Annotated in this window: 13 protein-coding genes; 2 read left to right on the top strand and 11 right to left on the bottom strand. The window is 66.5% G+C overall.

Going from position 1 to position 12151, the window contains the following annotated elements; translation table 11 throughout:
- The 8 genes from whiA to WBB07_RS24375 all read right to left on the bottom strand — a co-directional run.
- Positions 1-393: DNA-binding protein WhiA (whiA, locus tag WBB07_RS24410; RefSeq protein WP_526311412.1), on the bottom strand; the 393-nt coding region annotated here is incomplete at its 3' end.
- Positions 384-1427: a gluconeogenesis factor YvcK family protein gene (locus tag WBB07_RS24405; protein ID WP_526311410.1), complete on the bottom strand. Its 1044-nt coding sequence runs from the start codon at positions 1425-1427 to the stop codon at positions 384-386. The genes WBB07_RS24405 and whiA, both read right to left, overlap by 10 nt.
- Complete coding sequence (rapZ, locus tag WBB07_RS24400; RefSeq protein ID WP_526311409.1) at positions 1424-2323, bottom strand: RNase adapter RapZ; 900 nt, start codon at positions 2321-2323, stop codon at positions 1424-1426. Before rapZ ends, WBB07_RS24405 begins: the two co-directional genes overlap by 4 nt.
- Positions 2320-4362, bottom strand: coding sequence for an excinuclease ABC subunit UvrC (gene uvrC / locus WBB07_RS24395; protein ID WP_526311407.1), 2043 nt, complete (start codon positions 4360-4362; stop codon positions 2320-2322). The genes rapZ and uvrC overlap by 4 nt, the downstream gene beginning before the upstream one ends.
- Before the next feature lie 102 nt (positions 4363-4464).
- Entirely contained in the window at positions 4465-4929 is a 465-nt protein-coding gene (locus WBB07_RS24390) for a PH domain-containing protein (RefSeq protein ID WP_526311405.1), read from the bottom strand.
- The gene (gene ribH / locus WBB07_RS24385) at positions 4926-5405 is read right to left on the bottom strand and encodes a 6,7-dimethyl-8-ribityllumazine synthase (protein ID WP_526311403.1); all 480 of its coding nucleotides are present in this window, start codon (positions 5403-5405) and stop codon (positions 4926-4928) included. The genes WBB07_RS24390 and ribH overlap by 4 nt, the downstream gene beginning before the upstream one ends.
- Before the next feature lie 52 nt (positions 5406-5457).
- A complete protein-coding gene (locus tag WBB07_RS24380) occupies positions 5458-6744 on the bottom strand; it encodes a bifunctional 3,4-dihydroxy-2-butanone-4-phosphate synthase/GTP cyclohydrolase II (RefSeq protein ID WP_526311401.1) in 1287 nt (428 codons plus the stop codon).
- A gap of 71 nt (positions 6745-6815) precedes the next feature.
- Positions 6816-7427 (bottom strand): riboflavin synthase, encoded by a 612-nt coding sequence (locus tag WBB07_RS24375; protein ID WP_526311399.1) that lies wholly within the window; start codon positions 7425-7427, stop codon positions 6816-6818.
- Between the two features lie 106 nt (positions 7428-7533).
- Between WBB07_RS24375 and WBB07_RS24370 the strand changes: the two genes are divergently transcribed.
- Together WBB07_RS24370 and WBB07_RS24365 are read left to right on the top strand one after the other, a co-directional pair.
- Complete coding sequence (locus WBB07_RS24370; RefSeq protein ID WP_526311397.1) at positions 7534-8250, top strand: LppX_LprAFG lipoprotein; 717 nt, start codon at positions 7534-7536, stop codon at positions 8248-8250.
- Complete coding sequence (locus tag WBB07_RS24365) at positions 8250-9902, top strand: MFS transporter (protein ID WP_526311414.1); 1653 nt, start codon at positions 8250-8252, stop codon at positions 9900-9902. Before WBB07_RS24370 ends, WBB07_RS24365 begins: the two co-directional genes overlap by 1 nt.
- A gap of 47 nt (positions 9903-9949) precedes the next feature.
- Here WBB07_RS24365 and ribD read toward each other — a convergent pair whose 3' ends face one another.
- The 3 genes from ribD to WBB07_RS24350 all read right to left on the bottom strand — a co-directional run.
- A complete protein-coding gene (gene ribD, locus WBB07_RS24360; RefSeq protein WP_526311395.1) occupies positions 9950-10954 on the bottom strand; it encodes a bifunctional diaminohydroxyphosphoribosylaminopyrimidine deaminase/5-amino-6-(5-phosphoribosylamino)uracil reductase RibD in 1005 nt (334 codons plus the stop codon).
- Entirely contained in the window at positions 10951-11640 is a 690-nt protein-coding gene (gene rpe / locus WBB07_RS24355; protein ID WP_526311393.1) for a ribulose-phosphate 3-epimerase, read from the bottom strand. Before rpe ends, ribD begins: the two co-directional genes overlap by 4 nt.
- A gap of 5 nt (positions 11641-11645) precedes the next feature.
- Positions 11646-12151, bottom strand: a 506-nt coding sequence (locus tag WBB07_RS24350; RefSeq protein WP_526311391.1) for an NOL1/NOP2/SUN domain family protein, incomplete at its 5' end; no start/stop codon positions are given.

Genomic DNA, 12151 nt, shown 5'->3' with positions numbered 1-12151 from the left:
TCGCCACGCCGCTTCGGCATCGCCGACGCTGCCACCGACCACCTGCGCGGGCAGCCCACGCACTGGGCGACCCCGCAGGTCGAGCAGACCGGTCTGGCGGGCCAGCGCTTCACCGTCCTTGGCGACGCGCACCACGTAGCGGGTGCTCTTGCGGATACCGCTGGCGGACAACACATGCACCACGGCGCTGTACCCGTAGAGATCGAAGATGTCCTTGCGGAGCCGCCGCGCGATGATGCCGAGATCGACCTCGGCCTCGACCACCACCCGGCCGGCCACGATGTGCAGGCCGCCGGCAAACCGCAGCAACGACGCCACCTCGGCGCGCCGAGCGCTGACTGAATTCACCACGAGCCGGCTCAGCTCGTCCTTGACCTCGGCCGTCATCGCCACGGATCGTCACCTCTCGGTCCATTCAGGCTGGGTCCAACCACTCCGGGCGCCGACTCGTGTGCAGTCGGCGCCACCGGGTCGCCCCCCTCCGCCGCAACACTCTGTAGTACGGCAGCCAGCTTCGCCGGATCATGTAAAGGTGTACCAGGTCGGGATACGTCCGCGAACTGAACTCGGGCATCTAGCGCATTCGCGGTGCGCTGTAGTTGCTGACGTTCTCGCTCGCCCTGAACACTGGCAGCGTCGACGATGATGTCATGCACCCGGAAGTCGGGTGCATGCTGGCTCAGAACATGCAGGTGCCGTTCGGCGGAGAACCCGGCTGTCTCGCCGGGTTCGGCGGCAAGATTGAGCACCACCGCCCGCCGCGCGGTCGTGTCCCTCAAAGCAGCGGCCAGCCCCGGAACCAAGACGTGCGGGATGACGCTGGTGAACCAGGAGCCCGGTCCCAGCACCACCAGGTCGGCGTTGCGGATCGCGTCGACCGCCTGCCGGGTGGCCGGCGGGTTTCCCGGCAGCAGCCGCACCCGGCGCACTTTGCCAGGAGTCGTCGCGATGGCGACCTGGCCGCGGATCACCCGGCCCATCCGCGGATCGGATTCGAGCCCGGCCACATCGGCCTCGATCTGCAGCGCGATCGGGCACATCGGTAGCACCCGACCTTTCACGCCCAGGATCCGGCCGAGTTCATCGAGTGCTGCAACCGGGTCGGCGAGCACCTCGTTGAGACCGGCCAGCATCAGATTGCCGATCGGATGTCCGGCCAGCGCGCCACTGCCGCTGAACCGGTGCTGAATTATCGTTGCCCACAGTCGACCATGTGGGCTATCGGATGCCAAGGCGGCCAACGCCATTCGCAGATCACCGGGCGGCACGACGTCGAGCTCGCTGCGCAGCCGCCCGGAGGAGCCGCCGTCGTCGGCCACTGTCACCACCGCCGTGACATGGGCCGTCAGCCGGCGGGCCGCCGACAGTGTGGCGTAGAGCCCGTGGCCACCGCCGAGTGCGACGATCCGGTGATTCTCCGGGGTCATTCGCGACCCAGATCTCGGTGCAGCACCCGCACTGCCAGCCTGTCGACACTGGAAAGCCGGGCCACGAGGGCCTCGGCGATCGCCACGCTGCGGTGTTTGCCGCCGGTACAGCCGATGGCGACTGTCATGTAACGCTTTCCCTCCCGGCGGTAGCCTTCGATGACCAGGCCCAGCAGCTCATGGTAGGTCCCCAGGAACTTCTCTGCGCCCGGCTGACCCAGCACGTAGTCCCGGACCGCAGGGTGCTGGCCGGAGTGCGGGCGTAGGTCGTCTACCCAGTGTGGGTTGGGCAGAAAACGCACGTCCATCACCATGTCGGCATCCATCGGCAACCCGTATTTGAAACCGAAGGATTCGACGGTGACGGCGGTGGTCGGCGCTGTCTCGGTGCCGAAGGCCTGTTCGATGCTGGACCGCAAGGCGGGTACCGGCAGGCTCGAGGTGTCGATGATCAGGTCTGCGCCGGCCCGCACCGAGGTCAGCATCGCTCGTTCTGCGGCGATGCCTTCGGCCAGGGTGAGGTCACCCTGCAGCGGATGACTGCGCCGGTTCTGCTCGTAGCGCCGGACCAAGATGTCATCGGAGGCCTCGAGGAACAACACCCGCGGGTTGATACCCCGCGTCGCCAGTTCGCTGCGCACCGCGTCGAGGTCACCGGTGAATCCCCGCGATCGCGCGTCCATGACGACGGCCAACTGGGTGATACGGGAGCCCGCCGCCAGTCCGAAGTCGACCATGCGGGCGATCAGTTCGGTGGGCAGGTTGTCTGCCACATACCAGCCGAGATCTTCGAGCACCTTGGCCGCGGTGCCCCGACCTGCGCCGGAAAGCCCGGTCACCAGTACGACGTCGATGCCGGCATCCACCGGTCCGTGTGCGTTCGTGTTTTCAGTCATCCCCATACCCGTTGCCCGGTTTCATCATCGTGTATGTCGGCCACCGGTGTGGCCTCCTCGCTCGGAACCGCTGCGGGCACCGCAAGAGCGCCGAGCGCCTGGAGCACCGCGGTGGCTGTCGTGACGCCGATCCCGGGGACGGCGGTGATCTCCTCCACCGTGGCCTGTTTCAGCTTGGCGACCGACCCGAAGTGTGTCACCAACGCCTTGCGCCGATGCTCGCCGAGACCGGGCACCGCATCCAACGCCGAGGCGGTCATCCGCTTGGAGCGCTTGCTGCGATGGAACGTGATCGCAAATCGGTGCGCTTCGTCGCGGACCCGCTGCAAGAGGTACAGCCCCTCGCTGTTGCGCGGAAAAATCACCGGATCCGGCGCCGACCCGTCCAGGTTCGGCACCCACACCTCTTCGAGGCGTTTGGCCAGCCCGATGACGGCCACGTCGATGACACCGAGTTCATCCAGCACGGCCTGCGCGGCGTTGACCTGGGGTGCGCCGCCGTCGACGACGTACAGATTGGGCGGGTAGGCGAACTTCCGCGATTTCCCCTCCGGCGCAAGTTCTTGGGGCTCTCGGCTGTCCTTGACGTGCCGCCAGAATCGGCGACGGGTCACCTCGGCGATGGAGGCGACGTCATCGGAACGCCCGTCCCCCGCAGCCTCCTTGATGGAGTAATGGCGATAGTCGGATTTACGTGGCAGCCCGTCCTCGAACACCACCAGCGACGCCACCACATCGGTGCCCTGCACGTGGCTGATGTCGACACATTCGATACGCAGCGGCGCATCGGCGAGTTCCAGAGTGTCTTGAATCGACTGCAATGCAGCCGATCTGGCGTTGAAGTCGCCGGCGCGCTTGAGCTTGTGCTGCTGCAACGCGTATTCGGCGTTGCGCTGGACGGTTTCGGCCAGCGCCTTCTTGTCGCCGCGCTGGGGAACTCGCAGCGCCACCCGGGATCCGCGCAGCCCCGACAACCAGTCAGCCAACTCGTCGGCATTCGGCGGCAGGTCCGGCACCAGCACCTCGCGGGGCACCGGGTTGGCGGATTCATCTGCGGCTCCGCTGGTTTCGAGGCCCAACTCGGCCTGTTCACCGTAGAACTGCGTGAGGAACTGCTCGACCAGCAGCGCGTGCGACGCCGCTTCCGTCTCGTCCGGCTCGCTGGATTTCTCCACCACCCAACCGCGTTGACCACGAACCCGGCCACCGCGGACATGGAATACCTGTACCGCCGCCTCGAGATCGTCGTCGGCGAACGCCACCACATCGGCATCGGTGCCGTCTCCGAGGACCACCGCCTGTTTCTCCAGTGCGCGCCGCACCGCCGACAGGTCGTCACGCAGCCGGGCCGCACGTTCGAAGTCGAGCGCCTCGGCCGCCGCGGTCATCTGCTGCTCGATGTCGCGGGCAAAGCGATCGGTTTTACCGGACAGGAAGTCGCAGAAATTCTCGACGATCGCCCGGTGTTCGTCGGCGCTGACCCGACCGACACACGGTGCCGAACACTTGTCGATGTACCCGAGCAGGCAGGGACGATCGATCTGGCTGTGCCGCTTGAAGACTCCGCCGGAACACGTGCGTGCCGGAAATACCCGGGTGAGCAGGTCGAGGGTCTCGCGGATGGCCCAGGCGTGCGAGTAGGGCCCGAAGTAGCGCACCCCTTTGCGGCGTGGCCCCCGATAGACGAACAGTCGCGGGTACTCCTCACCGAGACTGACCGCCAGCACCGGGTAGGTCTTGTCGTCGCGATAGCGGACGTTGAAGCGCGGGTCGAATTCCTTGATCCAGTTGTATTCCAACTGCAGGGCTTCGACCTCGGTGTTGACCACCGTCCACTCGACCCCGGCGGCGGTGGTCACCATCTGACGGGTGCGTGGGTGCAAACCCGACACGTCGGCAAAATAGGAGTTCAGCCTGCTGCGCAGGCTCTTGGCCTTGCCCACGTAGATGACCCGACCGTGTGCGTCGCTGAAACGGTAGACGCCGGGTTCCACCGGGATGGAACCCGGGGCCGGCCGGTACGTCGATGGATCAGGCACCACACCAGCCTAGTACCGACGGGCGGTGTGACCGGCGTCGCCGCAGGGCTGTTCAGACCCTGTACCAGACGAGGAACGAGCCCGGTTGTGGAGCTGGGCTGTTCAGTGACTCTGGTGCTGGTACTTCTCCAGTGCCGCCCGAACGTTCTCCATGGCGGTCACCGCGCGGTCCTTGTCGACCGACTGGATCGCCATCAGCGGGATGTACTCGTAGTCCGGCAGGTCGAGCCGAGCCCACCTCGCCCCCGGCGGGAACGACACGTCGACCACATCCGCCCATGGAATGAGCTTGTCGTTCACCAGGTTCCGCACTGAGATTCCGGCGGGCCCGATACGCAGACGCGGCCGGGAGAACATCAGCACAGCCCCGGCGATCACCACACCGACCAACGCGATTCCGACTTGATCAGAGGTCTGGAAGATCACCCCGGTCTGACCGACCTTCAGCAGAAACCCCACCACGATGTGGGCGGCGGCGATGATGAAAGCCGCGGCGTAGGCGAAGTACGGCGTCAGATGGGGCCGCACCGTGAGGTCCCAGTCGGTATCTCGTGTCGAGTCGGTCACGATGTCGTCCGCAGCTCCTTGAGCAGTAGTGCTGTTGCGAGCGCGGCGGCGGCGGCCTGGGCGCCCTTGTCCTCTGCAGAATCCGGCAGACCCGCCCGATCGAGGGCCTGCTCTTCGTTGTTGACGGTCAGCACGCCGTTGGCCACCGGCGTCGAGGCGTCCAGCGACACTCGCGTCAAACCTTGAGTGACGGCATCGCAGACGTACTCGAAATGTGGGGTACCGCCACGGATCACGACGCCGAGGGCGACCACCGCGTCGTAGCGCCGTGCCAGTTCTTGCGCCACCACCGGGATCTCGATGGCACCGAGAACCCGGACAACTTTCGGGCTCTCGATACCGCCGACCCGGGCAACCCGCAGGGCACCGTCGAGTAGGGCGTCGCACACGGTGTCGTGCCAGGTACTGGCCACGATCGCCAGCGAGAGCCCCGACGCATCCAGATCCGGCATGTCCGGAACCCCGGCCCCGCTCATCGCCGGGCTCCGGAATTCGAAGTCGTGTTGTGCGATGTCATGTCGAGCAATGTCACAGGGCCCCGCCGAGGTCTTCTGGCAACCGCACGATGTCGTCGGCCTCCGAAAAGTCGTCCAGACCGGTCAGGTCATGCCCCATCCGGTCGCGCTTGGTCATCAGGTAGCGGATGTTGTCGGCGTTGGCCCGCACCGGCAGCGGCACCCGCTCGATGATGTGTAGGCCGTACCCGTCGAGACCAACCCGTTTGGCCGGGTTGTTGGTGAGCAACCGCATCGAGCGGATTCCCAGATCCACCAGGATCTGGGCGCCGATCCCGTAGTCGCGGGCATCGGCGGGCAGTCCGAGTTTGAGGTTCGCATCCACGGTGTCCTCGCCGGCATCCTGCAGCTGATAGGCCTGCAGTTTGTGCATCAGGCCGATCCCCCGGCCTTCGTGTCCGCGCATGTAGAGCACCACACCACGGCCCTCGCGGGCCACCATGGCCATCGCTGCGTCCAGTTGGGGGCCGCAGTCGCAGCGCCGTGACCCGAACACGTCACCGGTCAGGCATTCGGAGTGCACCCGCACCAGCACGTCGTGGCCGTCGCTGTTCGGGCCCGAGATCTCGCCGCGGACCAGCGCAACATGCTCGACGTCTTCGTAGATGCTCTTGTAGCCGACCGCCCGGAAATCGCCGTGCAGGGTCGGGATCCGCGCTTCGGCGATGCGCTCGATGTGCTTCTCGTGTTTGCGCCGCCACTCGATCAGGTCGGCGATCGAGATCAGCGCCAGCCCGTGTTCGTCGGCGAAGACCCGCAGCTCGTCGGTCTGCGCCATGGCGCCTTCGTCCTTCTGGCTGACGATCTCGCAGATCGCGCCTGCAGGTTGCAGGCCGGCCAGTCGGGCGAGGTCCACAGCGGCCTCGGTGTGGCCGGGCCGGCGCAGCACGCCACCGTCTTTGGCCCGCAGCGGCACCACGTGCCCGGGCTTGGTGAACTCCTCGGCGACGGCCGTCGGGTCGGCGAGCAGCCGCATCGTCGTCGCCCGGTCGGAGGCCGAGATACCGGTACCGACACCTCGTTTGGCGTCGACGGTCACGGTGTACGCGGTCTGGTGCTTGTCCTGGTTGACGGCGTACATCGGCAGCAGTCCGAGCCGGTCACAGATGTCCCCGTCCAGCGGGACACACAGGTAGCCCGAGGTGTAGCGCACCATGAACGCCACCAGCTCAGGGGTTGCCTTCTCCGCGGCGAAGATCAGATCGCCTTCGTTCTCGCGGTCCTCATCGTCGATGACGACAACGGCTTTACCCGCTGCGATATCGGCGACCGCCCTTTCGACGGTATCGAGCCTCGTCATCTCTGCCTACCTTGCCGTTTCTCCGTGGACTACAACGCCTCGCACAGTATGAACCACCGTGATGGGCCGGTTTATTGCCCCGGCTGGAGCATGAGCCGCTCGACGTACTTGGCGATCACGTCGACCTCCAGATTCACCGTCGTCCCGACGGGTGCACCACCGAGAGTGGTGAGCTGGCGGGTTGTCGGGATCAGCGACACCTCGAACCAGTCGGCGCCGTCGTCGCGGCCCAGACCGGACACCGTCAGGGAGATTCCGTCGACGGTGATCGAGCCCTTTTCCACCACATACCGGGCCAGATTCTGGGGCAGCGCGATCCGCACCACCTCCCAGTGCTCCGACGGAGACCTGGAGATGACAGTGCCGGTGCCGTCCACATGTCCCTGCACGATGTGGCCGCCCAATCGGCTGTTGACGGCGGCGGCGCGCTCCAGATTCACCTGCGATCCGACAACCGCCTGGGCCAGGCTGGACCGGTCGAGCGTCTCGGCCATCACATCGGCACTGAACTCGCCACCCGGAAGCACCTCCACCACGGTCAGGCAGACACCGTTGACCGCGATCGAATCCCCGTGGCCGGCATCGGAGGTGACCACAGGCCCGCGGATCACAAAACGCGCCGCATCGGACTGGTCTTCCTTGCCGACGATCTCGCCCAGTTCTTCGACGATTCCGGTGAACATCACACCAGGCTATCGTTCTCGCAGATCCCCCTCGAGATGCGGATCGCACCTCGAATCCCTTTCGTCATACCGCGGTCAGAATCGAAGCACCCTTTACGATGCACTCATGCAGACGCTTCGACGCAAGCTCCGGCTCTCCCCGGTCACCCGAACTCTCGCCGCCCTGAGCGCAGCCGCGGTGCTGGTCGCCGGGTGCTCCTCCTCGGGCACCTCCACCGAATCGCTGCCGGATGCCGCTGAGCTGCTACAGCAGTCCAGCCAGACCACCAAAGGTCTGCAGAGCGCGCATCTGGACATCACCGTCAACGGCACCATCGACGGGCTGCCCCTGAAGACCCTGACCGGTGATCTGACCAACGTGCCGGCCACGGCCGTGCAGGGCCAGGCCACCATCAGCATGGGTGGCTCGGACGTCGATGCCGGGTTGATCGTGATCGACAACACCCTCTATGCGTCGCTGACACCGGACAGCTGGCTCGATCTGGGGCCGGCCGCCGACATCTACGACCCGTCGACGATCCTGAACCCCAACGGCGGTCTGGCCGCCATGCTGGACAGCTTCACCGATCCCACGTCCGAGGCCGCCGAGAAGATCGACGGCATCGACACCGTCAAGATCTCCGGCAAGGTGAGCGCCGACTCGGTGAATGCGCTGATCCCGCAGCTGAAGGCCACTGAGGCGGTACCGGCCACGGCGTGGATCGAGAAGGATGGCGACCACAATCTGGTTCAGGCACAGATCGAGCAGAGCAGTGGCAATTCGGTTCAGGTGAAGCTCTCTGAATGGAACAAGCCGGTCACCGTCGCCAAGCCGCAAGTCTGATGCGCGCGGGAGCCGGCCCAGCGACCAGCCCCGGAACCAACCGCACCATCGCCATCGGTGCCGGCGGTCTGGCCGTACTGCTCGGAGCTCTTGACACCTATGTGGTGATCACGATCATCCGCGACATCATGAACGATGTCGGGATCCCGATCAATCAGATCCAGCGGGTGGCGCCGATCATCACCGGCTATCTGGTCGGTTACATCGCCGCGATGCCGCTGCTGGGGCGGGCTTCCGATCGCTTCGGGCGCAAGATGCTGATCCAGGTCGGCCTCGTCGGCTTTGCCGTCGGGTCGGTGGTCACCGCATTGTCGACCGATCTGACGATGCTCGTAATCGGCCGCATCATCCAGGGCGCTGCCAGCGGTGCGCTGCTGCCCGTGACACTGGCGCTGGCCGCTGATCTGTGGGCCGAGCGCAAACGTGCCGCCGTCCTGGGCGGTATCGGTGCCGCGCAGGAGCTGGGCAGTGTGCTGGGTCCGCTGTACGGCATCGCCTTGGTGGCGTTGTTCGCTCATTGGCAAGCTGTTTTCTGGGTCAACGTGCCGCTGGCGCTGATCGCCATGGTGATGATCCACTTCAGTGTTCCGGGGAAGCGGCAGAGCTCCGGATCGGCAGACACGCCCAAGGAAAAGATCGACATCGTCGGCGGAGTGCTGCTGGCGATCGTGTTGGTGCTTGTCGTCTTCGGTTTGTACAACCCGACACCGAACGCGCACGAGGTCGTGCCCGCCTGGCGGCTGTGGCTGCTGGCCGGTGCCGGTGTGGCTGTTGTCGCGTTTTTCGCCTGGGAGCGGTATTCGCGTACCAAACTGATCGATCCGGCCGGGGTGCGGTTCGTGCCGTTCCTGGCTGCCCTCGGTGCGTCCTTCGCCGCCGGCGCGGCCCTGATGGTGACGTTGGTCAACATCGAGCTGTTCGGCCAGGGTGTCCTGGGCACCGATCAGATCGAGGCTGCGTTCCTGTTGCTGCGCTTCCTGGTGGCGCTGCCGATCGGCGCGCTGCTCGGCGGCTGGCTGGCCACCCGGATCGGCGATCGGTTGGTGACATTCCTCGGTTTGCTCATCGCCGCGGGCGCCTACTGGTTGATCTCACACTGGGGCGTCAACGTGTTGTCGCAGCGCCACGACTTCGGGCTGTTCACGTTGCCGACGTTCGACACCGACCTCGCTCTGGCCGGTATCGGGCTCGGGCTGGTGATCGGACCGCTGACCTCGGCCGCGCTGCGTGTGGTGCCGCCCGCCCAGCACGGCATCGCGTCGTCGCTGGTGGTGGTGTCCCGGATGACCGGCATGCTGGTCGGTGTCGCTGCGCTGTCGGCGTGGGGCCTGTACCGGTTCAACCAGATCCTGGCCTCACTCCCCCTCGAGGGCGGCGCCGACAACCTCGCGGCGCGGATCGCCGCGGAAGCCACCCGGTACCGGCAGGCATTTGCCATGCAGTACGGCGAGATCTTTGCCATCACCGCGGTCGTGTGTGTGGTGGGCGCAGTGATCGGGTTGTTCATCGCAGCCAAGGACGCACGGCCCAAAAACGCTGACAGCCAACCTGATCCCGATGACAGCGAGACTCAGGTGTTCTCGGTGTCATCCCACGAACCGCAGACGGTGCAGATTCCGCGGCCGGATTCGGGCGGCCGGCACGCACGCTGACTTCGCCGCGGCGAGCTCGGCGTACCGAGTTCGCCGCGGTGACACCGTCAGGGATCGCGGACCAGGCTGACCAGCAGATCCGGTCCGAGCTGAGCCACGGAGTCGTACCGCCATCTCAACGCCTGCGAGATGGTGGACACGCCCACACTGTCGACCACCATCGTCGGCCCGCCCAGCATGATCGGGGCGATGTAGGCCAGGACCCGGTCCACCAGACCGGCCCGCAGGAACGCACCCGCCAGGGTCGGCCCGCCCTCGATGAACACATCGGTGCGGTCGGACAACGCCCTGAGCACCTCGTGCGGATCATGGGTACGGATCAGCATCGTGTGCGAATCATCGTTGAGCACATTGGCTTCCGTGGAGATCTCACGCTGCCCGACCACCACCCGCAACGGTTGGTGGTCGGCGAGGCTGCCGTCGGGCAACCTCGCGGTCAAGGTCGGATCGTCGGCGAGCACCGTGCCGGTGCCCACCACGATCGCATCGGCCGCGGCACGCCTCCGATGCACGTCGGCACGGGCCACCGGACCGGTGATCCACTGGCTGGTGCCGTCGGCGGCCGCACTGCGCCCGTCGATGCTGCCGGCGTACTTCCAGGTGACGTACGGGCGGCCGGTGCGCTGCCGATGCAGCCATTGCCGTAGCGGCCCGGCCGACACCTCGCCGGTGAGCACGTCGTCGATCACCTCGATCCCGGCCTCACGCAGATGTACCGCGCCGCCGGCTGCCACCGGATTGGGGTCGGCGACCGCGTACACCACCGTCGAGATCCCTGCCGCGACAAGCGCATCGACGCACGGCGGGGTGCGGCCGTGATGAGCGCAGGGCTCCAGTGTGACCACCGCGGTCCCGCCTCGGGCCCGGGAACCGGCCGCGCGCAGCGCCACCACCTCGGCGTGTGGACCGCCCACCGGTTCGGTGGCCCCGGAGCCGACAACGTGCCCACCGGCGTCCAGGATCACCGCACCCACGGGTGGATTCGGATATGTGTGGCCCTTGACCTGCTCAGCGCATTCGATCGCGGACCGCATGGCGGCCTCGAATGTCATAACCGAAGGTGTGCCGATGATGCCGCCGCACTGACCCGCAGCGCTTCCAGGGCGGCAGCGGGATCGTCGGCACCGTAGACGGCCGAGCCGGCCACAAAACAGTCGACGCCCGCTTCGGCGGCCTGGGAGATGGTGTCGGCGTTGATCCCGCCGTCGATCTCCACCACGATGGTCAATTCGCCCGCGTCCACGAGGCGCCGGACGGCACTGACCTTGGAGAGCACCTCGGGCATGAACTTCTGCCCGCCGAATCCCGGTTCCACCGACATCACCAGCAGCGTGTCGAACTCCCGCAGGATCTCCAGATACGGCTCCAACCGGGTACCGGGTTTGATCGACAGTCCCGCTTTTGCACCGGCGGCGCGGATGTCACGTGCCACCGCGACCGGGTTGTCGGTGGCTTCGGCGTGGAACGTGACGTTGTAGGCACCGGCCTCGGCGTACGGCGGTGCCCACCGCTCCGGTTCGTCGATCATCAGATGGCAGTCCATCGGGATGTCGGTGACCTTGAGCAGGCTCTCGACCACCGGCAATCCGAGGGTCAGATTCGGCACAAAATGGTTGTCCATCACATCGACGTGCAACCAGTCGGCGCCGCCGACGGCGGCCACCTCATCGGCCAACCGAGCGAAGTCGGCGGACAGGATCGACGGCGCAATCATGGGACGAGATGACGGCTCAGACATGGCGATCACCCTACTTGCAGTGCCGCGGCGAACATCGCGTCCGTGCCGTGGCGGTGCGGCCACAGCTGGACGTGAGGTCCGGGCCCGAGATCCGCGATGGGCGCGAACAACTCCCGGGTGTCCAGTTCGGTCACGTTGTATCTGCGCCGGGCATCGGCGATCACCCCGACGGTCTCGGCCAGATGCGGTGAGCAGGTGGAGTACAACACCACTCCACCCGGCCGGGTCAGCGCAATCGCCGAGGCCAGCAACTCCCGCTGCAGCCGGGTCAGGACCGCCACGTCACTCGGTTGACGGCGCCAGCGGGCCTCTGGGCGACGCCGCAGCGCACCCAGTCCGGTGCACGGCGCGTCCACCAGCACCCGGTCGAAACCGGTGGGCAGTGCCGAACCGTCGTCCACGGAAACCCGGCCGTCCCGGCGCAGCACCTCGACGCCGAAGCCACGGGTGTTGGCCTCGACCAGGTCGGCGCGCGCGGCCGCCGGTTCGACGGCGGTGACCTGGGCTCCCT

The organism is Mycobacterium sp., assembly GCF_049647605.1.
GTDB lineage: Bacteria > Actinomycetota > Actinomycetes > Mycobacteriales > Mycobacteriaceae > Mycobacterium.
Note: the sequence above shows the minus strand (reverse complement) of the source record. Positions and strands in the feature narration are given on the sequence as shown.

What these genes read in the sequence shown, in the direction of transcription:
- WBB07_RS24405 (WP_526311410.1), bottom strand. Translation starts at nt 1,427, where the DNA reads ATGACCCCGGAGAATCACCGGATCGTCGCACTCGGCGGTGGCCACGGG.
- rapZ (WP_526311409.1), bottom strand. Translation starts at nt 2,323, where the DNA reads ATGACTGAAAACACGAACGCACACGGACCGGTGGATGCCGGCATCGAC.
- ribH (WP_526311403.1), bottom strand. Translation starts at nt 5,405, where the DNA reads ATGAGCGGGGCCGGGGTTCCGGACATGCCGGATCTGGATGCGTCGGGG.
- WBB07_RS24380 (WP_526311401.1), bottom strand. Translation starts at nt 6,744, where the DNA reads ATGACGAGGCTCGATACCGTCGAAAGGGCGGTCGCCGATATCGCAGCG.
- WBB07_RS24375 (WP_526311399.1), bottom strand. Translation starts at nt 7,427, where the DNA reads ATGTTCACCGGAATCGTCGAAGAACTGGGCGAGATCGTCGGCAAGGAA.
- WBB07_RS24370 (WP_526311397.1), top strand. Translation starts at nt 7,534, where the DNA reads ATGCAGACGCTTCGACGCAAGCTCCGGCTCTCCCCGGTCACCCGAACT.
- WBB07_RS24365 (WP_526311414.1), top strand. Translation starts at nt 8,250, where the DNA reads ATGCGCGCGGGAGCCGGCCCAGCGACCAGCCCCGGAACCAACCGCACC.
- ribD (WP_526311395.1), bottom strand. Translation starts at nt 10,954, where the DNA reads ATGACATTCGAGGCCGCCATGCGGTCCGCGATCGAATGCGCTGAGCAG.
- rpe (WP_526311393.1), bottom strand. Translation starts at nt 11,640, where the DNA reads ATGTCTGAGCCGTCATCTCGTCCCATGATTGCGCCGTCGATCCTGTCC.